General features: G+C 70.8%; 23 protein-coding genes. 7 read left to right on the forward strand and 16 right to left on the reverse strand.

Annotated features, from left to right (window positions below; all coding sequences use genetic code 11):
• Positions 1 to 38: 38 nt before the first annotated feature.
• Positions 39 to 206: a DUF3117 domain-containing protein gene (locus tag JIX56_RS14860; RefSeq protein WP_003966491.1), complete on the reverse strand. Its 168-nt coding sequence runs from the start codon at positions 204 to 206 to the stop codon at positions 39 to 41.
• Between the two features lie 372 nt (positions 207 to 578).
• Between JIX56_RS14860 and JIX56_RS14865 the strand changes: the two genes are divergently transcribed.
• Complete coding sequence (locus tag JIX56_RS14865) at positions 579 to 1370, forward strand: enoyl-CoA hydratase/isomerase family protein (protein ID WP_257540914.1); 792 nt, start codon at positions 579 to 581, stop codon at positions 1368 to 1370.
• 55 nt (positions 1371 to 1425) lie between these two features.
• On the opposite strand, the gene JIX56_RS14870 is transcribed toward JIX56_RS14865, so the two are convergent.
• Together JIX56_RS14870 and JIX56_RS14875 are read right to left on the reverse strand one after the other, a co-directional pair.
• Positions 1426 to 2016 carry a DNA-3-methyladenine glycosylase I gene (locus JIX56_RS14870; RefSeq protein ID WP_257540916.1) on the reverse strand — a complete coding sequence of 197 codons (591 nt, stop codon included), beginning with the start codon at positions 2014 to 2016 and terminating at the stop codon, positions 1426 to 1428.
• Complete coding sequence (locus JIX56_RS14875) at positions 2013 to 2363, reverse strand: DivIVA domain-containing protein (protein ID WP_257540918.1); 351 nt, start codon at positions 2361 to 2363, stop codon at positions 2013 to 2015. Before JIX56_RS14875 ends, JIX56_RS14870 begins: the two co-directional genes overlap by 4 nt.
• A gap of 119 nt (positions 2364 to 2482) precedes the next feature.
• Between JIX56_RS14875 and folP the strand changes: the two genes are divergently transcribed.
• Positions 2483 to 3343, forward strand: a complete 861-nt coding sequence (gene folP / locus JIX56_RS14880; RefSeq protein ID WP_257540920.1) for a dihydropteroate synthase — start codon at positions 2483 to 2485, stop codon at positions 3341 to 3343.
• Between the two features lie 138 nt (positions 3344 to 3481).
• Here the strand turns inward: folP and JIX56_RS14885 are convergent, their stop codons facing one another.
• Entirely contained in the window at positions 3482 to 4240 is a 759-nt protein-coding gene (locus JIX56_RS14885) for a TIGR00730 family Rossman fold protein (RefSeq protein WP_257540921.1), read from the reverse strand.
• A gap of 104 nt (positions 4241 to 4344) precedes the next feature.
• Positions 4345 to 5424: a succinyl-diaminopimelate desuccinylase gene (gene dapE / locus JIX56_RS14890; RefSeq protein WP_257540923.1), complete on the reverse strand. Its 1080-nt coding sequence runs from the start codon at positions 5422 to 5424 to the stop codon at positions 4345 to 4347.
• Between the two features lie 118 nt (positions 5425 to 5542).
• Here dapE and JIX56_RS14895 point away from each other — a divergent pair, with 118 nt between their 5' ends.
• Together JIX56_RS14895 and JIX56_RS14900 are read left to right on the forward strand one after the other, a co-directional pair.
• Complete coding sequence (locus JIX56_RS14895) at positions 5543 to 6553, forward strand: heavy metal transporter (RefSeq protein ID WP_443031821.1); 1011 nt, start codon at positions 5543 to 5545, stop codon at positions 6551 to 6553.
• A 335-nt stretch (positions 6554 to 6888) separates the two neighbouring features.
• The gene (locus JIX56_RS14900) at positions 6889 to 7302 is read left to right on the forward strand and encodes an ATP-binding protein (RefSeq protein ID WP_257540927.1); all 414 of its coding nucleotides are present in this window, start codon (positions 6889 to 6891) and stop codon (positions 7300 to 7302) included.
• Positions 7303 to 7389: 87 nt separating this feature from the next.
• On the opposite strand, the gene JIX56_RS14905 is transcribed toward JIX56_RS14900, so the two are convergent.
• Positions 7390 to 8490 (reverse strand): bifunctional succinyldiaminopimelate transaminase/glutamate-prephenate aminotransferase, encoded by a 1101-nt coding sequence (locus JIX56_RS14905; protein ID WP_257540929.1) that lies wholly within the window; start codon positions 8488 to 8490, stop codon positions 7390 to 7392.
• Positions 8491 to 8667: 177 nt separating this feature from the next.
• The gene (fdxA, locus tag JIX56_RS14910) at positions 8668 to 8985 is read right to left on the reverse strand and encodes a ferredoxin (protein WP_005480604.1); all 318 of its coding nucleotides are present in this window, start codon (positions 8983 to 8985) and stop codon (positions 8668 to 8670) included.
• Positions 8986 to 9125: 140 nt separating this feature from the next.
• Between fdxA and JIX56_RS14915 the strand changes: the two genes are divergently transcribed.
• Complete coding sequence (locus JIX56_RS14915) at positions 9126 to 10226, forward strand: GNAT family N-acetyltransferase (RefSeq protein ID WP_257540931.1); 1101 nt, start codon at positions 9126 to 9128, stop codon at positions 10224 to 10226.
• Positions 10223 to 11095, forward strand: coding sequence for a transglutaminase-like domain-containing protein (locus tag JIX56_RS14920; protein WP_257550873.1), 873 nt, complete (start codon positions 10223 to 10225; stop codon positions 11093 to 11095). The genes JIX56_RS14915 and JIX56_RS14920 overlap by 4 nt, the downstream gene beginning before the upstream one ends.
• 150 nt (positions 11096 to 11245) lie before the next feature.
• On the opposite strand, the gene JIX56_RS14925 is transcribed toward JIX56_RS14920, so the two are convergent.
• The 4 genes from JIX56_RS14925 to JIX56_RS14940 all read right to left on the reverse strand — a co-directional run bounded on the left by JIX56_RS14925 (position 11246) and on the right by JIX56_RS14940 (position 15300).
• Positions 11246 to 13393, reverse strand: a complete 2148-nt coding sequence (locus JIX56_RS14925) for a hypothetical protein (RefSeq protein WP_257540933.1) — start codon at positions 13391 to 13393, stop codon at positions 11246 to 11248.
• 160 nt (positions 13394 to 13553) lie between these two features.
• A complete protein-coding gene (locus tag JIX56_RS14930; RefSeq protein WP_257540935.1) occupies positions 13554 to 13985 on the reverse strand; it encodes a DUF6113 family protein in 432 nt (143 codons plus the stop codon).
• Positions 13986 to 14049: 64 nt separating this feature from the next.
• Positions 14050 to 14982 (reverse strand): N-acetyl-1-D-myo-inositol-2-amino-2-deoxy-alpha-D-glucopyranoside deacetylase, encoded by a 933-nt coding sequence (gene mshB, locus JIX56_RS14935; protein WP_257540937.1) that lies wholly within the window; start codon positions 14980 to 14982, stop codon positions 14050 to 14052.
• A gap of 123 nt (positions 14983 to 15105) precedes the next feature.
• Positions 15106 to 15300: a hypothetical protein gene (locus JIX56_RS14940; RefSeq protein ID WP_005480627.1), complete on the reverse strand. Its 195-nt coding sequence runs from the start codon at positions 15298 to 15300 to the stop codon at positions 15106 to 15108.
• A gap of 226 nt (positions 15301 to 15526) precedes the next feature.
• On the opposite strand from JIX56_RS14940, the gene JIX56_RS14945 reads away from it, so the two are divergent.
• Complete coding sequence (locus JIX56_RS14945; protein WP_257540938.1) at positions 15527 to 17644, forward strand: S9 family peptidase; 2118 nt, start codon at positions 15527 to 15529, stop codon at positions 17642 to 17644.
• Between the two features lie 159 nt (positions 17645 to 17803).
• On the opposite strand, the gene JIX56_RS14950 is transcribed toward JIX56_RS14945, so the two are convergent.
• From JIX56_RS14950 to JIX56_RS14970, 5 genes are read right to left on the reverse strand one after another with little or no spacing between them, the layout of a single operon-like run.
• The gene (locus tag JIX56_RS14950; RefSeq protein ID WP_257540940.1) at positions 17804 to 18892 is read right to left on the reverse strand and encodes an ABC transporter ATP-binding protein; all 1089 of its coding nucleotides are present in this window, start codon (positions 18890 to 18892) and stop codon (positions 17804 to 17806) included.
• Positions 18876 to 19868 carry an ABC transporter ATP-binding protein gene (locus tag JIX56_RS14955; RefSeq protein ID WP_257540942.1) on the reverse strand — a complete coding sequence of 331 codons (993 nt, stop codon included), beginning with the start codon at positions 19866 to 19868 and terminating at the stop codon, positions 18876 to 18878. The genes JIX56_RS14950 and JIX56_RS14955 overlap by 17 nt, the downstream gene beginning before the upstream one ends.
• A gap of 9 nt (positions 19869 to 19877) precedes the next feature.
• Positions 19878 to 20891 carry an ABC transporter permease gene (locus JIX56_RS14960; protein WP_257540944.1) on the reverse strand — a complete coding sequence of 338 codons (1014 nt, stop codon included), beginning with the start codon at positions 20889 to 20891 and terminating at the stop codon, positions 19878 to 19880.
• Positions 20884 to 21807: an ABC transporter permease gene (locus JIX56_RS14965; protein ID WP_257540946.1), complete on the reverse strand. Its 924-nt coding sequence runs from the start codon at positions 21805 to 21807 to the stop codon at positions 20884 to 20886. The genes JIX56_RS14960 and JIX56_RS14965 overlap by 8 nt, the downstream gene beginning before the upstream one ends.
• Before the next feature lie 6 nt (positions 21808 to 21813).
• Entirely contained in the window at positions 21814 to 23445 is a 1632-nt protein-coding gene (locus tag JIX56_RS14970) for a peptide ABC transporter substrate-binding protein (RefSeq protein WP_257540948.1), read from the reverse strand.
• Positions 23446 to 23533: the final 88 nt, after the last annotated feature.

The following is a 23533-nucleotide window of genomic DNA, read 5'->3' on the forward strand; positions in this document are numbered from 1 at the left end:
GTGCCGGGGCAGCTGAAAGGGTATGGTCGCTACGCGCGTCAGCCGACGACCTTCTTGAGGGCGTCGCCCAGTGCGTCGGCCTCGTCCGGGGTCAGCTCGACGACGAGCCGACCGCCGCCTTCGAGCGGAACGCGCATGACGATGCCCCGCCCCTCCTTGGTCACCTCGAGCGGGCCATCGCCCGTCCGCGGCTTCATGGCCGCCATGCTCGTACCCCTTCCTGAAACCAGCTCATCGCCAAAGCCGACGGCCCTGGAGGGCAGGCGCGGTCCCACTGGGGCACGCGACACCGGCATCGAACACATTGCTTCCAGGCCATTATCCCGCATCTCACGACCCGATGACCAACATCAGTCGGCATCGCTTGGGCAACGCGCGCGAGCAAAACCACCCAATTCGGCGATGTGACTGCGATACTGCGCCACCGCATGGTCCCGGCTCGGCGCTCGGCCATTGGTGATTCTTTGACGCAGGTCACATGTCCGGCCGCCGCCGTCACCCGTGAACTCCGCCATGCTGTGCTGTGACGAGGACGTACTGACCAGTACGCTCAGCCGCGACACCGGAGGGGAACCGCCATGGCCGACACCGTGCTCTACGAGGTGCACGACGGACTCGCGACGATCACGCTGAACCGCCCGGAGGCGATGAACGCGTTGAACATCGCGACGAAGGTCGCGCTGCGGGAGGCTGTGGAGAGCGCGGCCGGGGACGACGCCGTACGGGCCGTGCTGCTGACGGCGGCCGGGGACCGGGCGTTCTGTGTGGGCCAGGACCTGAAGGAGCACATCGGGCTGCTGGCCGAGGGCTCGGGGCAGGTCATGAGCACGGTCAAGGAGCACTACAACCCCGTGGTGAAGGCCCTCACCGGGATGGCGAAGCCCGTGGTGGCCGGGGTGAACGGTGTAGCCGCCGGCGCGGGCATGGGGTTCGCGCTCGCGGCGGACTACCGGGTGGTCGCCGACACGGCCTCCTTCAACACCTCCTTCGCCGGCGTCGCGCTCACCGCCGACTCCGGGATCTCCTGGACCCTTCCGCGCGTGATCGGGCCCGGGCGCGCCGCCGACCTGCTGCTGTTCCCGCGCAGCATCAAGGCCCAGGAGGCGTACGAGCTGGGAATCGCGAACCGGGTCGTTCCGGCGGACTCTCTGCACACCACCGCCGAGCAGGTGGCGCGAACGCTGGCCGAGGGGCCCACGGTGGCGTACGCGGCGATCAAGGAGGCGGTGGCGTACGGGTTCTCCCACTCGCTGGCCGAGACGCTGGAGAAAGAGGACGAACTGCAGACGCGGGCGGGGGCTTCGGAAGACCACGGGATCGCCGTGCAGGCGTTCATGAACAAGGAGAAGCCGAAGTATTTGGGTCGGTGACGGTTCGTGCGGAAGTGCCGGTTCGTCGTGGCTGGTCGCGCAGCTCCCCGCGCCCCTAATGGGGCGCGTTCCTCGCCACGCATGACTCCAAGTGATCGTCCACCAATCCGCACGCCTGCATCAGCGCGTACGCCGTCGTCGGACCCACGAAGCGGATGCCGCGCTTCTTGAGGGCCTTGGAGAGGGCCGTGGACTCGGGGGTGACCGCCGGGACGTCGGCGAGGGTCCTCGGCACCGGGCGGGTTGTCGGATCCGGGGCGTACGACCAGATCAGCTCGTCCAGCTCGCCCGGGGTCCAGTCGGCGAGCACGCGGGCGTTGGCGATCGTCGCCTCGATCTTGGCCCGGTTGCGGATGATGCCCGGGTCGGCGAGGAGGCGCTCCTGGTCGGCTTCGGTGAACATGGCGACCGAGGCGATCTTGAAGTCGGCGAAGGCGGAACGGAAGCCCTCACGGCGGCGCAGAATGGTGATCCAGGAGAGGCCGGACTGGAAGGCCTCCAGGCAGAGCCGCTCGTACAGGGCGTCGTCGCCGTGGACCGAGCGGCCCCACTCCTCGTCGTGGTACGCGACGTAGTCCTCGGTGGACAGGGCCCAGGGGCAGCGGAGTGCGCCGTCGGGGCCGGCGAGGGCGGTGCCGTCGCTCACTGGTGGTCGCCCTCCTCCGGCTTGTGCGGCGAGGTCACGGTCGCCGCGCGGGCGCCTGCGAGCGCGGACTCCAGGTCGGCGATACGGGCGTCCCGCTCGGCGATCTCGGCGCTGAGGCGGCCGAGGGCGTCGTCCACGTCCACCATGCGGTAGCCGCGCAGGGCGACCGGGAAGCGGAGCGCCTCGACGTCCGCGCGGTTGACCGGGCGGTCCGCCGGCAGCGGGTCCTGGAGCCGCTCGCCCGCCGCCTCCGGCAGTGCCGCGCTGTCGCCGCCGCCCGCCACGGCGAGCGTCACCGCGGCGACCACGACGGCGAGCGCGACGACCAGGAACAAGAACATGAACATCGCTGGGTCCCCTCGAGTGTGTTCGGCTCCGATCGTGCCATGCGAGTCTGACAGTTAAGGTCGCAGGCGGTTCGGCAAGGCGGTCGATCAGCGGGACGTACTGGGAGAGGTCACAGCGGATGCTCAGGCTGGGCAAGCGGGAATTCGGCCCGCACGAGCCGGTGATCATGGCGATCGTGAACCGGACCCCCGACTCCTTCTACGACCAGGGGGCCACCTTCCGGGACGAGCCGGCGCTCGCGCGCGTGGAGCAGGCGATCGCCGACGGCGCGGCCGTCATCGACATCGGCGGGGTGAAGGCCGGGCCCGGGGAGGAAGTGACCGCGGCGGAGGAGGCGCGGCGGACCGTCGGATTCGTCGCGGAGGTGCGGCGGCGGTTTCCCGACGTGATCATCAGTGTCGACACCTGGCGGCACGAGGTCGGCGAGGCCGTCTGCGAGGCCGGGGCGGATCTGCTCAATGACGCGTGGGGCGGGGTCGATCCCCGGCTCGCGGAGGTGGCGGCGCGGTACCGGGTGGGGCTGGTGTGTACGCATGCCGGGGAGTCCGAGCCTCGTACGCGGCCGCATCGGGTCGAGTACGGCGATGTCATGGCCGACATTCTCCGGGTGACCGTCGGGCTGGCGGAGCGGGCGGTGGCTCTCGGGGTGCCTCGGGAGTCCGTCATGATCGATCCCGGGCACGACTTCGGGAAGAACACGCGGCACAGTCTTGAGGCGACGCGGCGGTTGGGGGAGATGGTCGCGACCGGGTGGCCGGTGTTGGTGTCGTTGTCCAACAAGGACTTCGTGGGGGAGACGTTGGACAGGGCGGTGAAGGAGCGGGTGGTGGGGACGCTGGCGACGACTGCGGTGTCGGCCTGGCTGGGGGCTCAGGTGTACCGGGTGCATGAGGTCGCGGAGACTCGGCAGGTGTTGGAGATGGTGGGGGCCATCGCGGGCTATCGGGGGCCGGCTGTGGCCCGGCGGGGGCTCGCCTAGGGGTTCTTTCTCGCCCCCGCCGCCCCTACCCGTCCCGTCCCAAGGGGCTGCGCCCCTTTGACCCCGCCCGTTTCCGTTCGTCGGGGTTGCTCGCGCAGTTCCCCGCGCCCCTTTCGGGGCGCGGGGGTGAGCCGGGAGTTAGCGGCCCGCCTCCTTCGAGACCAGGGCCACTGCCTCGTCCACGTCGTCCGTGACGTGGAACAGGGTCAGGTCCTTTGCCGAGGCCTTGCCCTGGGCGATCAGGGTGTTGGTGAGCCAGTCGACCAGGCCGCCCCAGTAGGACTCGCCGAAGAGGACGATGGGGAAGCGGGTGACCTTCTGGGTCTGGACGAGGGTGAGGGCCTCGAAGAGTTCGTCGAGGGTGCCGAGGCCGCCGGGGAGGACCACGAAGCCCTGGGCGTACTTGACGAACATCATCTTCCGGACGAAGAAGTAGCGGAAGTTGAGGCCGATGTCGACGTAGGGGTTGAGGCCCTGTTCGAAGGGCAGCTCGATGCCGAGGCCGACGGAGATGCCGCCCGCTTCGAGGGCGCCCTTGTTGGCCGCCTCCATCGCGCCCGGGCCGCCGCCGGTGATCACGGCGAAGCCGGCGTCCACCAGGCCGCGGCCGAGCCGGACGCCCGCCTCGTACTCCGGCGAGTCGGCGGGCGTGCGGGCGGAACCGAACACGCTGATGGCGGGCGGGAGTTCGGCGAGTGTGCCGAAACCCTCGATGAACTCGGACTGGATGCGCAGGACGCGCCAGGGGTCCGTGTGGACCCAGTCCGAGGGGCCGCCCGCGTCCAGCAGCCGCTGGTCCGTCGTGCTTCCCTGCACCTGGGCGCGTCTGCGCAGCACCGGCCCCAGCCGCTGCTCATCCGGTGGCTGCTTCTTGCCCTCGGGGTTGCCGGTCGCCATGTCCGCTCCCTCCGCCGTGCTGGTGGTTCACCTCAGCGTAGATCCATGCGGGTTACGGACGGGGGACGTGAGCGTGTCCGCCGTGGACCGTGGCCCCGGACACTTCACGCCGTCAGCCAGGACCTCAGGCGCTCCTCGCCCACCAGGATCTTCTTCGTGTCCACCCGTTCGTCGCGCCTGTGTGCCAGGTGCGGGTTGCCCGGGCCGTAGTTGACGGCCGGGACGCCTAGGGCGCTGAAGCGGGAGACGTCCGTCCAGCCGTACTTGGGCTGGGCGGTGCCGCCGACCGCCTCGATGAAGGCCGCGGCCGCCGGGTGGGACAGGCCGGGCAGTGCGCCGGGGCTGTGGTCGTCGACGACGAACTCCTCGACCCCGCAGTCGGCGAAGACCTCGCGGACGTGGGCGATGGCCTCCTCCTCCGAACGGTCGGGCGCGTAGCGGAAGTTGACCGTCACCACGCAGGCGTCGGGGATGACGTTGCCGGCCACGCCGCCCGAGATGCCGACCGCGTTCAGGCCCTCCCGGTACTCCAGGCCGTCGATCACCGGGTAGCGCGGCTCGTACGACGCCAGCTTGGCCAGGATCGGGGCCGCCGTGTGGATGGCGTTGGAGCCCATCCAGCCGCGGGCCGAGTGGGCGCGCTCGCCCTTGGTCGTGAGCAGGACCCGCAGGGTGCCCTGGCAGCCGCCCTCGACCTCGCCGTTCGTGGGCTCCAGCAGGACCGCGAAGTCGCCCGACAGCCACTCGGGGTGGGCCTCGGAGACGTGCTTCAGGCCGTTCAGGTCCGCGGCGACCTCTTCGTTGTCGTAGAAGACGAAGGTCAGGTCTCGGTTGGGGGCCGGGACCGTGGCCGCGATCCGCAACTGGACCGCGACGCCGGACTTCATGTCGCAGGTGCCGCAGCCCCACAGGACGCCGTCCCCGTCGAGGCGGGAGGGGACGTTGTCCGCGATGGGGACGGTGTCGATGTGGCCGGCCAGGATCACGCGCTCCGCGCGGCCCAGGTTCGTACGGGCGACGATGTTGTTGCCGTACCGGTCGACCGTGAGGTGCGGCAGGGCGCGCAGGGCGGTCTCGATCGCGTCCGCGAGGGGCTTCTCGGTGCCGCTCTCGGAGGGGAGGTCGACGAGCTGCGCCGTCAGCCGCGCGGCGTCCAGCGTGAGGTCAATGGGGGTCTCGGCCATGTCCCCGACCCTAACGCGCCTGCGGGGCGGGGCCGCCCGGCAGGCGGATCCGGTCGCCTCCGGACCACTGTTCACAACTCCTGCACGGCGGCCGTTACTCTCCAGTACCTTGGACCGCGTGTCCGAGCCGTACCCCTTTTCCTCAGGTCCTCGCCCCCGCCGCCGCGGCCATCGTGTGCTGCGTGTCATGGCGGCGTTCGTCGTTCTGGTCGCGATCGCGGCGTATCTCACCGTGCAGTATCTGACCGGGGGAAACGGCACACCGCGGTGCGTGGTGGTGTCGGGGGCGGACGACGGGACGTCGTACGAGTTCACACCCGAGCAGGCGGCGAACGCGGCGACGATCTCGGCGGTCGGCACCTCGCGCGAGCTGCCCGAGCGGGCCGTGACGATCGCGCTGGCGACCGCGCTCCAGGAGTCCGGTCTGCGCAACATCGCGCACGGCGACCGGGACTCGCTCGGACTCTTCCAGCAGCGGCCGTCGCAGGGCTGGGGCACCGAGCAGCAGATCCAGGACCCGGTGTACGCGGCGGGCGAGTTCTACGAGCACCTCGTCAAGGTCGACGACTACGAGGCGCTGCCGCTGACCGTCGCCGCCCAGCGCGTGCAGCGCAGCGGGTACCCCGAGGCGTACGCCAAGCACGAGCCGGACGCCACGCTGCTCGCCGCCGCGCTGACCGGGCGGTCGGCGGCCACGCTGACCTGTGAGGGGCGCCGGGAGACGACCGGCGCTGGCACCGCCTACGCGGGCGGCCCGGACGCCGTGCGCAGCGCTCTCGTGCGGGACTTCGAGGACGACGCGTTCGAGGCGGCCGGGGCCGTGGTGAACTCCGCGGGCGGCGCCTCCGCCCAGGCGAGCCCGTCGCCGATCCCGGCCGCCTCCCCCGTCGCCGGGACCGTCACCATCCCCCTCACGGACGCCGGGGACGCGAACCGGGTCCGGCAGCGCGGCTGGGAGCTGGCGCACTGGGCCGTGGCCAACTCCTCCCGCCTGGGCGTCGAGCGGGTCTCGTTCGCGGGCCGGGAGTGGGTCGCCGAGGGCCGGGCCGGCGCGTGGCGGGCGGTCGAGGGCACTGCGGGCGCCGCGGCGGGCTCCACCACCGAGGTCCGAATCGTCACTGGACAGTAGGCCTCGCGGCTCACCCGTGCGGGGTACGTGCGGCGCGTCGCGTGGACGGGGTGCGCAGGTTTTCGCCCCGTCACCCTCGTCTCGCGGAATTCCTTGAGGACAAAGGGCCGTAAGGATTCAGCAGACTTTCGGACCGGGCGGCGTTTGCCCGCTTTCATCAGCATTTGATAATGCGACGCATTACCAACTCTTTACGTCGGGCCGCCGCAACCTTCGCGGACTTCGAGCGGTAGTCACTGCGTCCGAGCCCGGAACGATCGATTCGACATCCACTCGACGGTCAACTCCCGGGCACGGTCGGACACTTCAACGTTCCCTTCCGTCAAAGGAGCACCATGTCCCTCCCCCTGACCCGCCGGATCGCCCGTGCCGCGCTGCTGACCGCAGCGGGAGCGGCCTCCGTGGTCGGTGCGGCCGGCTCCGCGAGTGCGGCGCCCGAACTCCCGGCCACCCCGAACCTCGGCGGTCTGTCCGCCGTCGACGGGGCGAACGCCGGTAACACCGTGGACGGCGCGACGCAGAGCGTCACCGGGGTCGCGAGCGACGCCGGTACCAAGGCGGCCAAGCAGACCCTGCCGACCGTGAGCAAGACCGGCGGGAAGGCCGTCAAGACGACGACGCCCGTCGCGCAGAAGGCCGCCGGGGAGGCCGCCGGCTCCGCCGGCACCGTTCTGGGTGACACGACCAAGACGGCCACGAAGGGTGGGCTTCCCACCGGGCAGCTCCCGGCGCAGAGCCCGCTCGGCTGACCTTCCGTACGTCGAAGGGGCCCGGGGAGACTCCCCGGGCCCCTTCGGGTTTTGTACAGGGGGCCCACTGGCGAGCGAGCCCAGCGGTTACGCCTTCCGCAGGCGGTCCACTGCCGCTGCCACCCTCTCGTCCGTCGCCGTGAAGGCCACGCGCACGTGGTGGTCGCCGGCGGGGCCGTAGAAGTCGCCGGGGGCTACGAGGATGCCGAGGCCCGCGAGGTGGGCGACGGTGGCCCAGCAGGATTCGTCTCGGGTGGCCCAGAGGTAGAGGCTGGCTTCGCTGTGTTCGATGCGGAAGCCGTGGGAGACGAGAGCCTCACGGAGGGCCGTGCGGCGGGCCGCGTAACGGGCGCGTTGTTCGTGGACGTGGACGTCGTCCCCGAGGGCGGCGACGACGGCGGCCTGGGTGGGGGCGGAGGTCATCATTCCGCCGTGCTTGCGGATCTGGAGGAGGGGGCCGAGGACGGCCGGGTCGCCGGCGAGGAAGGCCGCGCGGTAGCCCGCCAGGTTGGAGCGCTTGGAGAGGGAGTGGACGGCGACGATGCCCTCGTACGAGCCGCCGTTCACGTCCGGGTGGAGGACCGAGACCGGGTCGGCGTCCCAGCCGAGCTCCAGATAGCACTCGTCGGAGAAGAGCAGGATGCCGTGCTCGCGGGCCCAGGCGACGATCCGGGTCAGCTCGGTCTTGGAGAGGACCTTGCCGGTGGGGTTGGACGGCGAGTTCAGCCAGAGGAGCTTGAGGCCGGCCGGGTCCAGGGTCGTCGGATCGTCGTAGTCCTCGTGGTCGGCGCGGGCGAGGCGGGCGCCGACCTCGTACGTCGGGTAGGCGAGGCGCGGGTAGGCGACCCGGTCTCCGGGGCCGAGGCCCAGCTGGGTGGGGAGCCAGGCGACCAGTTCCTTGGAGCCGACGATCGGCAGGACGTGGCGGTGGGTGACGTCGCGGGCGCCGAGGCGGCGCTCCAACCAGCCCGTGATCGCGTCGCGCAGTTCGACGGTGCCCCAGACGGTCGGATAGCCCGGCGAGTCCGCCGCGGCCACCAGCGCTTTCTGGATCAGCTCGGGCACCGGGTCGACCGGGGTGCCGACGGAGAGGTCGACGATGCCACCGGGATGAGCGGCTGCCGTCGCCTTGTACGGCTCCAGCTTGTCCCAGGGAAACGTGGGGAGGCGGTCGCTGACTGCGGACACGGGATCTGGCTCACTTTCTCGTACGTACGTTCCCGAGCGGCGGGTCGGACGCGTACGTACCGCTCGTACGGCGAACGCCTCGGTCCCGTACGGCGATCATGGTGATCGGGCCGTACGGGACCGAGGCGGCGCGGATGCGGGCCGCAGGGGCCGTGCCCCGAGCCCGCGGCGTCGCTCTCAGGCCTGCGGCGGCAGTGCGGCGACGAAGGGGTGGTCACGCTCGATCAGACCGAGCTTGCTGGCACCACCGGGCGAGCCCAGCTCGTCGAAGAACTCGACGTTCGCCTTGTAGTAGTCCTTCCACTCCTCCGGGGTGTCGTCCTCGTAGAAGATCGCCTCGACCGGGCACACCGGCTCGCAGGCACCGCAGTCGACGCATTCATCCGGGTGGATGTAGAGGGACCGCTGGCCCTCGTAGATGCAGTCGACCGGGCACTCCTCGATGCACGCCTTGTCCTTGACGTCGACACAAGGCTGCGCGATGACGTAGGTCACGCTGTCGTTCCTCCTCGATAGGGCGCTGGCGGGCCTCCTCAGGCTCCGCCGCCTGGCGCGCGGGAGCGCGGCGTCGTCGATGCCCGCACCTAGTATCTCCGTTCCTGGGCACGATCCGAACAGGAGGGGTGAACTGACCTGTGGAAATCTCTGCCGGTGGACGGCTCGAGATCCGTATCTCCGCTGCTGACGTGGGCAAACGCGTGTCCGTGCGGCGCGTCGACGACGCTGCCGCCGGGAGTGGGAAATTCACTGACACGGTTGGTGTTCTCACATCATGGGACGACGGCGTCCTGCTGATCACCCGCCGCGACGGGGAGCGGGTGCGGATCGAGGAGTCGTCGCTGGTCGCGGGGAAGGTGGTGCCCGCCGCGCCCGCCCGACGGCGTGGTCCCGCCGCCTCGTACGAGGAGCTGGCGCACGTCTCCGCGCGGGCCTGGCAGCCGGTCGAGCGGGAGCGGCTCGGTGAGTGGGTGCTGCGGGCCGCCGCAGGCTTCACCCGGCGTGCCAACTCGGTGCTGCCCCTGGGCGACCCCGGTATGCCCCTCGACGAGGCTCTGACGGCCGTACGCGCCTGGTACGCGGCCCGGAAGCTGCCCGCCTACATACAGCTGGCCACGGGCGCCGAGGGCACCCAGGAGCTGCTGTGCGCCGAGGTGGCGGAGCGCGGGTGGGTCCGGGAGGTCACCGCCGAGCTGTGGATCGGGGCGCTCGCGCCGGTCGCGGACCGGGAGGCGGCCGGGGTCGAGCTGTCCCGCACGGCGGACGAGGCGTGGCTCGGCCGCTACCAGCGCAAGGGCGTCGGCGAGGTCGCGCTGAAGGTGCTCGGGAGCGGGCCCTCGGTGTGGTTCGCGACGGTGCCGGGCGCCGGGGGCACGGGGCCGGCCGCCATCGGGCGGTGTGTGGTGGACGGGCGCTGGGCCGGTTTCGCGGCCGTGGAGGTCGATCCCGCCCAGCGGCGGCGGGGGCTCGCTACGACGGTGATGGCCGCGCTGGCTCAGCGGGCGTTGGACGAAGGGGCCTCGGCGGGCTGGTTGCAGGTGGAGACGGACAACGTGGCGGCGCGGGCGTTGTACGGAGGGATGGGGTTCGCGGTGCATCACTCGTACCACCACTATCGGGGGCCCGGGAGTGGTGGAGACGGTGGCGGTTCCGGCTCCGGTGGCGGCTTCGGCTCTGGCTCCGGTGGCGGTTCGGGATCGGGGGGCGGCTTCGGTTCCGAGCCGTGTCGATCGTCATGAGCGGGCACCACCCTGCCGTGCCGGCCCCACAACCCCCCGAGCCTGAGCGGGCCGCTGAGGTGCGGCGGCTTTTCGCCGAGGAGGCGCGGGCCGAGCGGCCCGACCTGGCCATGTTGTGTCTGCTCGTGGGGGCCGCGGGCGACGGGGAACTGGACGAGGCGGGTATCGACGCCGCCGAGATCGAACTCGACCGGCTGGCCGGGCTGATGCCGTACCGGCCCGGTGGGCCCCGTGCGTGGGCGGTCGCGACGGCCGAGCTGCTCGGGGATCGGTACGGGTTCCGCGGTTCCGCCGGCGACTATCAGCGGCTGGAGTCGTCGCTGCTGCACCAGGTGCTCGTACGGCGGCGGGGGCTGCCGATCCTGTTGTCGGTGGTGTGGATGGAGGTGGCCCGGCGGGCGGGGGCGCCCGTGTACGGGGTCGCGCTGCCGGGGCACTTCGTGGTGGGCTTCGGGCCGCGTGAGCAGCAGGTGCTCGTCGATCCGTTCGACGGGGGGCGGGTGCTGAGCGGGAGCGATGCGGAGTTGTTGGTGGCGGGGGCGACGGGGGCTCCGCTGGATCCCGGGATGCTGAGTCCCGCGGATCCGTTGGACGTGGTGCTGCGGATCCTCAACAACGTGCGGGCGTGGGCCGCCGCGCGGCCCGAGCGGTCGGATGTCGCGTTGTGGGCGCTGGAGCTGTCGTTGGCGCTGCCTTCGCATCCGGCGCGGTTGCGGTACGAGTGGGCGCGACTGCTGGTGCGGCGGGGGGAGTTCCTGCGGGGTGCTGCCGCGTTGGACGAGTATGCGGATGTGGTGGCCGGGGTGGACTCGGAGGCGGCCGAGCGGGTGCGTAGGCAGGCGGATGCGGCTCGGGCGCGGATGAACTGAGGGGTCGCCCATGCGCGGCTGGTCGCGCCCACGCGGCGGAGCCGCACATCGAACGCGGCCCCGCGCCCCTTCCGGGCGCGCAAGTCATGGCCGGAACCGTGACGAGGGGCACCCGGTGTGTGCCGGGTGCCCCCTCGTACGGCTACGGGACTAGCTCGGGTTCGTCTCGATGACCGCCACGCGGTCCGTCTTGCTCTTCAGGGCCTGGCGGAGGGCGCCATAGACGTCCTGGACCGTGACCGGGGTCTTCTCGCCGTTTCCGCGGGTGATGAGGACTCCGTCGAAGGTTCCGCCGTAGAGCTCCTTGAGGGCCTTCTCGTCGTAGGAGTCGACGAGCTTGCCGTCGACGGTCTTGACCGTGAGGAACTTCCAGAGGGTGTTCTCCGGGCTCATCGGGATGCTGTGCGCGGCGTCCGTCTGCACGGTGACGATGTCGGACATCGCCGGCTGCGCGAACTCCTTCATGAACCGGTCGACCTCGGCCTTGTCGACCGACGGCTCCTTGGTCGTGGTGGGGAGGTTCACGGCGGTGGGGGTGCCGGTCTCGACCTGGGTGCGGTAGGCCTCCTCGACGGCGTCGGTGGACTCGTCGACGGCGATGCCCTTACCCGCCTTGCCGTAGACGGCGACGGCCTTGCCCGCCTCGTACCTGACCGTGCCGTCGCTCGCCGAGCCGGAGCTGCCCGCGGCGCGCCGCAGGGCGGCCTCCAGCTTCTCCTCGTCGACGGGCATGACGGGCTCGACGACGCGCTTCTGGCCGAAGAGCGCGCCGATCACCGAGACGGGGTTGTAGTCGCTGACGGCGGCGTCGCTGACCGTGGCCTGCTTGTCGAACTGGAGTCCGGCCTGGTCGGGCCGGAGGGAGACGGTGTCGCCGTCGACCGTGAGCTTCAGCGCCTTGTTCGTGCGGTCGCCGAAGGCCTTGTCGAGCTTGTTGACGGCCTCGTCACGGGTGCCGCCGCCGATGTCGACGCCGAGGACGGTGGTGCCCTTGGGGACGTCGGAGTGGTTCATCAGCAGACCGGCGCCGTAGACACCGCCGCCGAGGACGACCACACCGCCGACGAGGAGCCCGAGTTTGCTGCGGCCCTTCTTCTTGGCCGGCTTCGACGCCTTCGCGTTCTTCCCGGAGCCGGGCTTCTGCTGCGGGCCGGGGTCGGGCAGCTTCGGCGGGGTGTGCTGCACCGCGCCGTCGGCACCGCCCGCGCCGAACGGCGTGCCCTGGGTGCCCGGGGGCACGACCGGAATGCCGCTGGTCAGGGTGTGCCCGGAGGGGTTGTCCACGACAGGGCCGGGGCCGCCGTAGCCGGGGGTGCCCGGGTCGGGGGCGGGCCGCTGCGGGGTGAGCACCGCGGTGTCGTCGCTGAGGCCGCCGCCGGGGCGGGCGTAGGCGCCGGGCGCGGAGAAGTCGGCTCCGGCGCCTCCGAAGGGGTCCCCGGGGCCGCCCTGGCCGAGAGGCGGGCCGAGCGGGCTGTCGCCGGTGACGGGGCCGCTGGTGGGGCCCGCCGGGCCGGAGCCGCCGTTCTGGCCGCCGGGGCCGAAGCCGCCGCCGTTGTCCGAGAAGTACGGCAGGTCGTCGCGCTCGGGCATGGCACCGGCCAGCGCGGCCGACACGTCGAAGGAGCCGGTGCCGCCGCCGTGGCCGGGAGCGACCGGTCCGGCGCCGGTGGCACCGGGGAGGCCGGCGCCGTTCGTACCGCCGGGCCGGGGGCCGGCGCTCGCGCCGGGGCGCGGGCCACCGGGCTGCGCGTTACCGGGGCCGCCGGCCAGCGGGCCTGTGCCGCCCGCGCCGCCGGGGCCGCCCGGCGCGCCGGAGCCCGCAGCGCCGCCGATCGAACCGGTGGAGAACCCGGCTCCGTTACTGGCGCCGCCACCCGAGCCCTTCGGCGGCGGGACCGAGCCCCTGCGCGGCGCGAACCAGTCGCTGGTGGGCTTGTCGTCGGCCGGCGCGGACGGCTCCGGCGCGGGCGCCGGGGTGTCCGTGAACACGGGCATGGCCGTGGTGCCGGTGGTCTCCGACGGGGACCCGCTGTCGTCCGCGGCGCCCTCGCCGTCGCCGACCGGCTTGCGGACGACGACCGGCGGGATGGGGCGCGACCCGGGGATGTTGATCCGGACCCGCGTCGTCAGTGTGGTCTCGGTCTTGGGTCCGTCCGGTCGCTCGCCGGCGGCCGACCGGCCCGCGGCGGCCCCGGCCTCGGTGGCCATGGGCGTGCCGTACGGCGGTGTCCCCGACGGGTACGCGGTGCTGCCGCGCCCATTGGCCCCGGAGGACGAAGTGTCAGTTTCACGACTCAAGGCAGGTTCTCCCGGTTTGCTCCGCCGCCCGTCACGACCTCAACTCAGCGGGCAGCTCGGCGGCGCGCACCACCATACTGGCCACTTCCGGCGCGTATCCCACGACCGCGAGGGAAACCATCACGGGACCCGCACCTGCGTACTGCGGCGAAGTGGTACGTCACTTGCCAAGTCGGGCGTCGGGCCCGGTCGGTTGCCGCCCCCACCCAAGGGTGGCGCACATCACAGCCACAGCCATGCCTCCGAGCAGGAAGAGATACGAGCCGACTTCGGCGCCGAACAGGAAGTCTCCCTCCGGCCGGGTGGACGTGAGCAGGATGACGGAGATCATCCAGCCGGCGGCCGGCGCAACGGCCCCCGCCCTGCCACCCGTCGTCCGGGCGCCGCCCAGGAAGAGCCCCGCCGCGCCGAGCAGCGCGAGCAGCAAACCGCCGGGGAACCAGGCGGCTTGGAGCAGCCCGCCGGCCAGGCCGACCACGGCTCCCAGCACGAAGAGCCCCAGGTGGGCGGCGGTCCGCCCCAGCGGGGGCAGCGTCAACGGCTGCGCCAGCGCGCTGCCTTGCCCGGCCGAGGGCCGGTCCGTCGGTTTCATCGCCGGCCCGCCTCTCGGCAGTCTCCCGAGCACACCACTCGTCTGTCATACCTATGCGTACGCATCACAGGGCCGTTCCGTTCTGCGGTTCCTCGAAAGAAATGCCGGGAATCCCCTCGAACAAGTCGCTCTCCCGGCTCCCCCCTTCACGTCTGCCGCGCACCAACTCGTAGTACTCGGTGGTCAGGAGAGGCTGCGCCAGCTGGTTGGAGAGGGCGAAGTACGGCTCGGCGACCTCGATCTGGGTGGCGTGCGCGCGCATCGCGGCGATCTTCGCTGCCGCGAAGTCGGTGCCGTCGATCTCGGTGGTGACGATGTGGTCGTCCACCACTCCGGGCACATCCGTGACGGATGCCGCCTGCCGGAAGGGAAGCCGGCCGGGTTCGGCGAGATCGCGGCGGAGCCGGCCGAAGCCCTCCAGGAGCACACCGCGCGGCACCCGGTTCCAGTAGACCTTGTCGATCTCCCAGGGCTCGCCCAGATCGGGGCGGAAGTCCGGGTCGGGGGTCAGGTCGGCGGCGCGCATGGCGACGCGGTGGGCCTGGATGTGGTCGGGGTGGCCGTAGCCGCCGTGGGGATCGTAGGTGACGAGGACCTGGGGGCGTACCTCGCGGATCACCTTGACCAGGTGGGCGGCGGCCTCGTCGAGGTCGGCGGACCAGAAGGCGCCGGGCCGCTCGTTCTGCTCGAGGCCCGTCATCCCGGAGTCGCGGTAGCGTCCGGGGCCGCCGAGGAAGCGGTGGTCGGTGACGCCGAGCTCCTTCATGGCCTCGGCCAGCTCGTCCACCCGGTGCGGGCCCAGCGCGTCGTCACGGTCGGGCGTGAGGTGGGCGAGATGGGGCGGGATGACCTCGCCCTCCTCGCCGAGGGTGCAGGTCACCAGCGTCACCCGCGCTCCCTCGGCCGCGTACCTGGCCATGGTCGCGCCATTGTTGATCGACTCGTCGTCCGGGTGCGCGTGCACCAGGAGCAGTCGGCGGGTGGACAGATCCGTCATGGGCCCACCCTACGAGGCCCCGGCCCGCACCTGTGCCGGGCGCGGGCATTCACGGGAACGGTCGGGCCGCGGGGGTCGGGACCTGCTGCGACAGGCCCTGGCGGACCCCGGCGGCCGGACGTGTCAGAACTTGATGCTGCCGATCATGCCCGCGATGTTGGTCGTCAGCTCGCTGATCGTCGGCGCGATGGTCGAGGAGGCGAGGTAGAAGCCGAGCAGGATGCAGATGATCGCGTGTGGTGCCTTCAGCCCTGACTTCTTGATCAGGATGAAGACGATGATCGCCAGCAGCACCACCGCCGAAATCGAGAGTGCCACGGCGGCTCACCTCCAAAAAGTTCCCTGGGACCTGGGGAGCGAAGCAGTTGTCAGGACGACGACGGCGGAGCCGTCGTCAACCGGTGACGCGAGTGACGCATTTGTAAATCCATACAGCGGCCAGCAGGTTCATACCCACCCAGCGGTAGTGATCATAACTATCCATACGCGCGCATCGATCGGCGCACGGCCGCACAAGGGGGCGCATGGCCAATATGGTCGGACCATGACGACCCAGCCCGAGTCCTTCCCCCGTCGACACGCCCGGACGCAACGTTTCACCCTCGGCGCCCCACGGGCCTTCTCCGTCGCTCCGGACGGTTCGCGCGTCGTGTTCCTGCGGTCCGCTTCCGGCACCGAGCGGGCCGGCGAACTGTGGGTGCTGGACGTCCCGGACGGCGACGAGCGGATCGCGGCCGACCCGGCCGCCCTGCTGCGCGGTTCCTCCGAGAAGTTGTCGGCCGAGGAGCGCGCACGCCGGGAGCGCAGCCGCGAGGGCGGCGCCGGGATCGTCGGCTACGCGACCGACGCGGCCGTGGAGTTGGCCTCTTTCGCCTTGTCAGGGCGGCTTTTCGTGGCCGAGCTGCGGGCCGGGACAGCACGTGAACTGGACGTTCCCGGACCGGTGATCGACCCGCGCCCCTCCCCCGACGGCCGGTACGTCGCCTACGTCGCCCGGGGCGCGCTGCGGGTCGTCGAGGCGGAGGGCGGCGACGATCTGGCGCTCACCGAGGAGGGCCCGGAGAACGTCACCCACGGTCTGGCGGAGTTCATCGCGGCCGAGGAGATGGGCCGTTCACGTGGTTTCTGGTGGTCGCCCGACTCGGATCGCCTCCTCGTGTCACGCGTGGACGACACGCCGGTGCGCCGCTGGTGGATCTCGGACCCCGCGCAGCCGGAAAGGGCCCCGCAGCAGGTGGCGTATCCGGCGGCCGGCACCGCCAACGCGGACGTACGGCTCTTCCTGGTCGACCTCTCCGGGTCCCGCACGGAGGTCGTGTGGGACCGGGCGCGCTACCCGTATCTGGCGCATGTGCACTGGTCAGCGGCGGGTGCCCCGCTGATCCTGGTGCAGGCGCGGGACCAGCTCAGCCAGCTGTTCCTGGCCGTGGACCCGGACTCCGGGGCGACCCGGATGGTGCATGCCGACGAAGATCCACATTGGCTTGATCTTTTCCCTGGGGTGCCCTCCTGGAGTCCGTCGGGGCAGCTCGTGCGTGTCGCGGACGAGGGCGGCGCGCGGGTGCTGGCGGTCGGTGAACGTCCGCTGACGGGACCGCAGTTGCACGTCCGCGCGGTGCTCGACGTCGCCGACGACGACGTGCTGGTCTCGGCGTCGGCCGGCGAGGCGGCCGCCGACCCGGAGACGGGCGAGATCCACGTCTACCGTGTGAACGAGCTGGGCGTGGAGCGCCTGTCGCAGGAGCCCGGCGTGCACTCGGCGGTGCGCGCCGGGCGGGTGACCGTCCTCGTCTCGGCCGTTCCGGAGAGGGACGGCGCCCAGGTGCAGGTACTGCGGGACGGCAAGCGCGTGGCAACCGTGGCGTCCTACGCGGAAGATCCCGGCCTGTCCCCGCGCGTGCGGTTCACACAGGGGGGCGCACGCCGCGTACCGTGCGCCCTGCTTATGCCGAGGGACTACGACGGGGACACACCCCTACCGGTTCTCATGGATCCCTACGGCGGTCCGCACGGCCCCCGGGTGCTCGCCGCGCACAACGCGCACCTCACCTCGCAGTGGTTCGCCGACCAGGGTTTCGCGGTGGTCGTCGCCGACGGGCGCGGTACCCCCGGCCGCTCCCCCGCCTGGGAGAAGGAGATCGACGGCGACTTCACGCTCTCCCTGGACGACCAGGTGGACGCGCTGCTCGGCCTCGCGGCGTCGCATCCGCTGGACCTGTCCCGGGTGGCGATCCGCGGCTGGTCGTACGGCGGCTGGCTGGCGGCCCTCGCGGTGCTGCGCCGCCCGGACGTCTTCCACGCCGGCATCGCGGGCGCCCCGGTCACCGACTGGCGGCTGTACGACACGCACTACACGGAGCGGTACCTGGGCGATCCGACGGCGACTCCGCAGACGTACGCGAAGAGTTCCCTGGTGACCGACGAGGGTCTGTCCGCCCCCGCCGAACCGCACCGGCCGCTGATGATCGTGCACGGCACCGCCGACGACAACGTGGTCTTCGCCCACGCCCTGCGCCTGTCCTCGGCCCTTCTGGCAGCCGGCCGCCCGCATGAGGTCCTGCCGCTCTCCGGGGTCACCCACATCACCCCCCAGGAACAGGTTGCGGAGAACCTGCTGCTGCTCCAGGTGGACTTCCTGAAGCGTTCACTGGGGCTGGGGTAATACGCGCGGGCACGGCAACGGGCCGGGGCTACATGGCGAGCCCCGGCCCGTTTACGGCACCCGCACGGCCGTACGTGTTTTAGATTCGCGTGTCCGTATATCGGAACGGGGTCAGTCAAGTTGCCTGCGTGTTAACGCATTTGGTGCGCATTTGTACGCCTATTCCGCCCCATCCGCGTGATCGTCCGTAGGTTCGTCGGGCGGCTCCTCCGGCGGCACCACCTGCTTCTCCTCCGCGAAATGGCAGGCCGAGTCATGGGCCGCCGGGCCGGTCGTGAGCCGGAACTCCGCGGGGACCGCGAGCAGGGGCACCTCCAGCGCGCAGCGCTCCTGGGCCTTCCAGCAGCGCGTGCGGAAGCGGCACCCGGACGGGATGTTCGTCGGGGAGGGCACATCGCCGAAGAGGATGATCCGCTCCCGGTGCTCGCGGGCCTCGGGGTCCGGGACGGGCACGGCGGAGAGCAGCGCCTGGGTGTAGGGATGCGTGGGGTGATCGTAGATCTCGGCGTCGCGGCCGATCTCCACGATCCGCCCGAGGTACATGACGCCGACCCGGTCGGAGATGTGCCGGACGATCGACAGGTCGTGCGCGATGAAGACGTACGACAGTCCGAACTCGCCCTGGAGCCGGTCCAGCAGGTTGATGACCTGGGCCTGGACGGAGACGTCGAGCGCGGAGACGGGCTCGTCGGCGACGATGATCTCGGGGCGGAGCGCCAACCCCCGGGCGATGCCGATGCGTTGGCGCTGGCCGCCGGAGAACTGGTGCGGATAGCGGTTGATGTACTCGGGGTTGAGGCCGACCACGTCGAGGAGTTCCCGCACCTTGCGCCGCCGGTCGCCCTTGGGCGCGACCTCGGGGTGGATGTCGTACGGCTCCCCGATGATGTCGCCCACGGTCATGCGGGGGTTGAGGGAGGTGTACGGGTCCTGGAAGACCATCTGGATGTTGCGGCGGACGGCCTTGAGGGCCTTGCCGGAGAGCTTGGTGATGTCCTCGCCCTTGTAGCGGATGGAGCCGGCGGTCGGCCGTTCCAGGTTGACCAGCATCTTGGCGACCGTGGACTTGCCGCAGCCGGACTCGCCGACGATGCCGAGGGTCTCGCCCGTGTGGAGCGTGAAGTCGACGCCGTCGACGGCCTTCACCGCGCCGACCTGCTTCTTGAACAGAATGCCCTGAGTCAATGGGAAGTGCTTGATCAGTCCACTGACCTCCAGGATCGGCTCGGGGTCAGCGGTTCTGGTCATCGAGGCACTCCCTCCAGAAGTGGCAGGCGCTCATCCGGATGCCGTCCGACGGCTCCACGTCGTACAGCGGGGGTACGTCGGTCCGGCACAGGTCGCGGGCCATCGGGCAGCGGGGGTTGAAGGCGCAGCCGGGCGGGATGTTCATGAGGTTGGGCGGCAGGCCCTTGATGGCGTACAGCTCCCGGCCCTTCTGGTCGAGCCGGGGGATCGAGTCGAGGAGACCGCGGGTGTACGGGTGGGCCGGGGCCTTGTAGAGGTCGTGCACGGGGGCGGACTCGACGATGCGGCCCGCGTACATCACGGCGATGCGGTCGGCGACGTCGGCGACCACGCCGAGGTCGTGGGTGATGAGGATGAGGCCCATGTCGAGCTCGCGCCGGAGTTCGGCGAGGAGGTCCATGACCTGGGCCTGGACGGTGACGTCCAACGCCGTCGTGGGCTCGTCGGCGATGATCAGCGCGGGTTCGAGGGCCAGCGCCATGGCGATCATGATGCGTTGGCGCATGCCGCCGGAGAACTGGTGGGGATAGTCCCGCACACGCTCCTTGGCGGCCGGGATGCGGACGCGGTCCATCAGCTCGACGGCCTTGGCGCGGGCGTCCTTCTTCGACAGGCCCCGGTGGACGACGAACATCTCGCCGAGCTGGTCGCCGACGCTGAGCACCGGGTTCAGGGACGACAGCGCGTCCTGGAAGATCATCGCCATCTCGGCGCCACGGATCTTCCGCCGCTCCTCCTCCTTGAGCTTCAGCAGGTCCTGGCCCTTGAAGAGGATCTCGCCACCGGTGATCCGCCCGGGCGGCATGTCGAGGATGCCCATGATCGCCTGTGCGGTGACCGACTTGCCGGAGCCGGACTCGCCGAGCACGGCCAGCGTCTGGCCCTCGTCCACGCCGTACTCGACACCGTTGACGGCCTTGGCGACGCCGTCCCGGGTCCGGAACTCCACGTGCAGATCGCGCACTTCGAGCAGCATGACGGCGGCTCACCTCAGCTTCGGGTCGAGGGCGTCGCGTACCGCGTCGCCGAGCATGATGAACGCGAGGACGGTGATCGCCAGGGCTCCGGAGGGCCACAGCAGGGCGTGGGGGGCGTTGCGGATGTAGGGGGAGGCGGCGGAGATGTCGATGCCCCAGGAGACGCTGGGCGGTTTCAGGCCGACGCCGAGGTACGACAGGGTCGCCTCCAGGGCGATGTACGTGCCGAGGGCGATGGTGGCCACGACGATGACCGGGGCGACCGCGTTCGGGGTGATGTGGCGCAGCAGCATGCGGGAGTTGGAGGCGCCGAGGGCGCGGGCGGCCTGGACGTAGTCGTTCTGTTTGGCGGTGATGACCGCGCCGCGGGCGATGCGGGAGATCTGCGGCCAGCCCAGCAGCACCATGAAGCCGATCACCGGCCAGATGCTGTTGTTGGTCACCACGGACAGCAGCACCAGACCGCCGAGCACCACCGGGATCGCGAAGAAGACGTCGGTGATCCGGGACAGGATCGAGTCCCAGAGCCCGCCGAAGAACCCGGCGAGCCCGCCGAGCACCGACCCGAGGAGCGCGACGCCGAGCGTGGCGCAGACGCCGACGGCGATGGAGATCCGTGCCCCGTAGACGGTACGGGTGTACACGTCGCAGCCCTGGCCGTCGTAGCCGAAGGGGTGGCCGGATTCCGAGCCCTGCTGGGCCTTGGACAGATCGCACTTGAGCGGGTTGCCGGAGGCGATCAGCGACGGCCAGAGGGAGATGACGACCAGGAAGAGGATCACCAGGCCCGAGATGATGAAGACGGGGTTGCGGCGCAGGTCGCGCCAGGCGTCCGACCAGAGGCTGCGGGCCTTCTCGGACGGGCCGCCGTCGCCCGTGTCGCCCAGTCGCTTCTCCAGGGTCTCCCCCTCGGTCGTCGCCAGATCCATCGCGCCGCCCATCCCCGTCGCGGCGATGGCCCCGCCCTCGGCGGCGCGCCCGCCGCCCGAGACGTGCGGCTGAGGGGGCTGCGACTCAGGCATAGCGGATCCTCGGGTCGAGTACGGCGTAGAGGAGGTCGACGAGCAGGTTGGCGATCAGGAACACCAGGACGAGGACGGTCACGAAGCCGACGACGGTCTGGGTGTTCTGGCGGAGGATGCCCTGGTAGAGCTGGTAGCCGACGCCGTGGATGTTGAAGATCCGCTCCGTGACGATGGCGCCGCCCATGAGGGCGCCGATGTCGGTGCCGATGAAGGTGACCACGGGGATCAGGGAGTTCCGCAGCAGGTGTTTGCGGATCACCCGGTGCCGGGGCAGGCCCTTGGCGACGGCGGTGCGGACGTAGTCGGCGCGGGCGTTCTCCGCGATGGACGTCCGGGTCAGGCGGGTGACGTACGCGAGGGAGACGGAGGCGAGGACGAGCCCGGGGACGATCAGCTCGTCGAAGGCGGCGTCGGAGGAGACCGACGGGCGGATCCACCCCCACTCCACACCGAGCAGCAGTTGGAGCAGCAGACCGGTGACGAAGGTGGGGACCGAGATGACGACCAGGGTGACCAGCAGCACCCCGGTGTCGACGGGCCGCCCGCGGCGCAGGCCGGTGACGACGCCGAGGGTGATGCCGATGACGATCTCGAAGAGGATCGCGACGATCGTCAGCCGGACGGTGACCGGGAAGGCGGAGCCCATCAGCTCGGTGACCTCCTGCCCGTTGAACGCGGTGCCGAAGTCGCCGGTGAAGACGTTGCCCATGTAGGTCAGGTATTGCTGCCCGACGGGCTTGTCGAGGCCGAACTCGCGGCGCAGCTGGGCGGCCGTCGCAGGATCGCACTCCCGGTCGCCGCAGAGGCCCGCGATGGGGTCGCCCATCACGTTCACCATCAGGAAGATCAGGAGGGTGGCGCCGACGAAGACCGGGATCATCTGCAGCAGGCGCCGGACGACGTACCGTCCCATGGGAGGTCAGCTGACCTTGATCTGGTCGTACACCGGCACGCTGAACGGGTTCAGGGAGACATCGGAGAGGCGATCCGAGTAGCCGGCGCTGCCGTTCTGGTACCAGAGCGGGATGGCGGCCATGTTGTCCCGGACGACCTCCTCGGCCTGCTGGAACTTCTCCACCGCCGTCGCCGTGTCCGACTCGGCGTTGGCCTCGTCGACGAGTTTGTCGAACTCAGCGTTGGACCACTTGCCGTCGTTGGAGGAGGCGTTGGTGTAGTACAGCGGCTGCAGGAAGTTCTGGACGAGCGGGTAGTCCATCTGCCAGCCGGCGCGGAACGGGCCGCTCAACTTCCGCTGGGTGATCTGGTTGCGGAAGTCGGCGAAGGTGCCGACCGGGTTGCCGACGCACGCCTTGTCGTTGTCGAGGGCGTTGTTGATGGAGTTGCAGACGGCGTCGACCCACTGCTTGTGGGAGCCGGTGTCCGCGTTGTACGTGATCTTGACCTGGCCGCCGGGGAGTCCGCCGCCCTCCTCGATCAGCTTCTTGGCCGCGTCCGGGTCGTACGCGCAGGCGTCACCGCACAGCCCGTCCTTGTAGCCGCCCTCCTCGCCGAGGACGGGTGAGGTCCAGTCGGTGGCGGGGGTGCGGGTCTTCTGGAAGATGGTCTCGGTGATCTGCTCGCGGTCGATCGCGCGGGACAGCCCCTCGCGGACCTTCTCCATCCCGTCCTTGCCCCAGTTCTCGTCGTAGTACGGGAAGGCGAGGGTCTGGATGATGCCGGCCGGGGTGTTGATGTACCGGTCACCGAGGTCGGTCTCGACGTTCTTCAGCTGGGCGGCGGGGACGTCGTCGACGAGGTCGAGGTTGCCCGCCATCAGGTCGGTGTAGGCGGTGTTGTTGTCGGTGTAGACCTTCAGGTCCACGCCGCCGTTCTGCGCCTTGTCCTCACCCGGGTAGTCGTCCCACTTCCTCACGGAGAGCTGGGAGCCCTTGGTGTACGAGTCGACGGCGTACGGGCCGTTGCCGACGGGCTTGCTCAGCCAGGCGTCGTGGTCGGTGAAGAACGACTGGGGCAGCGGGACGTAGGCGTTGTAGCCGAGGGTGTCGGGGAAGGTCGAGAACTTCTGCGTCAGCTTGACGGTGAAGGTGTTCTCGTCGACGACCTTCAGCCCGCTGAGCGTGTCCGCGGTCTGCTTGCCGCCGTCGGCGGGATGGGTCTTGTCGTATCCCTCGATGTACTCGAAGAAGTACGCGTTCCTCTGGTTGTTCTTCAGACTCGCCCCGTAGTTCCAGGCGTCCACGAAGGACTTGGCGGTGACCTTCTCGCCGTTGCTGAAGGTCCAGCCGTCCTTGATGGTGATGGTGAAGTTCTGCGAGTCGGTCGTCTCGATCTCCTCGGCGAGCATGTCCTTCGCCTCACCGGTCTCGGGGTCGTACCGCTTCAGCCCCCGGAAGATCATGTCGAGCACCTTGCCGCCCTGCACCTCGTTGGTGTTGGCCGGCTCCAGCGGGTTCTGCGGGTCGCCCCAGGAGGAGCTGAGCACGGCGCCGGTGTCACCGCTGCCGCCGCCGTCCCCGCCCCCGCAGGCGGTCGCGGCGAGCGCTGCCGCCGCCGCACATGCGGCCCATCGGGCGTGCGTGGCTCCACGCATGGGGTGCCTCCTCGTGAGTGCGCAGTGGTCCGCGGTACTGCGCTGTGCTCCAGCCGGGTGCGCTGTTCCGTTACCGGTCAATATCGAC

It is taken from the genome of Streptomyces sp. CA-210063, assembly GCF_024612015.1.
Classification (GTDB): Bacteria; Actinomycetota; Actinomycetes; order Streptomycetales; family Streptomycetaceae; genus Streptomyces.

Bases quoted from the DNA above. Each gene is read 5' to 3' on its own strand.
- JIX56_RS14970 (WP_257540948.1), bottom strand. From the start codon at position 23,445: ATGCGTGGAGCCACGCACGCCCGATGGGCCGCATGTGCGGCGGCGGCA.
- JIX56_RS14930 (WP_257540935.1), bottom strand. From the start codon at position 13,985: ATGAAACCGACGGACCGGCCCTCGGCCGGGCAAGGCAGCGCGCTGGCG.
- mshB (WP_257540937.1), bottom strand. From the start codon at position 14,982: ATGACGGATCTGTCCACCCGCCGACTGCTCCTGGTGCACGCGCACCCG.
- JIX56_RS14860 (WP_003966491.1), bottom strand. From the start codon at position 206: ATGGCGGCCATGAAGCCGCGGACGGGCGATGGCCCGCTCGAGGTGACC.
- JIX56_RS14955 (WP_257540942.1), bottom strand. From the start codon at position 19,868: ATGCTGCTCGAAGTGCGCGATCTGCACGTGGAGTTCCGGACCCGGGAC.
- JIX56_RS14885 (WP_257540921.1), bottom strand. From the start codon at position 4,240: ATGGCGACCGGCAACCCCGAGGGCAAGAAGCAGCCACCGGATGAGCAG.
- dapE (WP_257540923.1), bottom strand. From the start codon at position 5,424: ATGGCCGAGACCCCCATTGACCTCACGCTGGACGCCGCGCGGCTGACG.
- JIX56_RS14945 (WP_257540938.1), top strand. From the start codon at position 15,527: ATGACGACCCAGCCCGAGTCCTTCCCCCGTCGACACGCCCGGACGCAA.
- JIX56_RS14920 (WP_257550873.1), top strand. From the start codon at position 10,223: ATGAGCGGGCACCACCCTGCCGTGCCGGCCCCACAACCCCCCGAGCCT.
- JIX56_RS14900 (WP_257540927.1), top strand. From the start codon at position 6,889: ATGTCCCTCCCCCTGACCCGCCGGATCGCCCGTGCCGCGCTGCTGACC.
- JIX56_RS14960 (WP_257540944.1), bottom strand. From the start codon at position 20,891: ATGCCTGAGTCGCAGCCCCCTCAGCCGCACGTCTCGGGCGGCGGGCGC.
- JIX56_RS14875 (WP_257540918.1), bottom strand. From the start codon at position 2,363: ATGTTCATGTTCTTGTTCCTGGTCGTCGCGCTCGCCGTCGTGGTCGCC.
- folP (WP_257540920.1), top strand. From the start codon at position 2,483: ATGCTCAGGCTGGGCAAGCGGGAATTCGGCCCGCACGAGCCGGTGATC.
- JIX56_RS14965 (WP_257540946.1), bottom strand. From the start codon at position 21,807: ATGGGACGGTACGTCGTCCGGCGCCTGCTGCAGATGATCCCGGTCTTC.
- JIX56_RS14865 (WP_257540914.1), top strand. From the start codon at position 579: ATGGCCGACACCGTGCTCTACGAGGTGCACGACGGACTCGCGACGATC.
- JIX56_RS14950 (WP_257540940.1), bottom strand. From the start codon at position 18,892: ATGACCAGAACCGCTGACCCCGAGCCGATCCTGGAGGTCAGTGGACTG.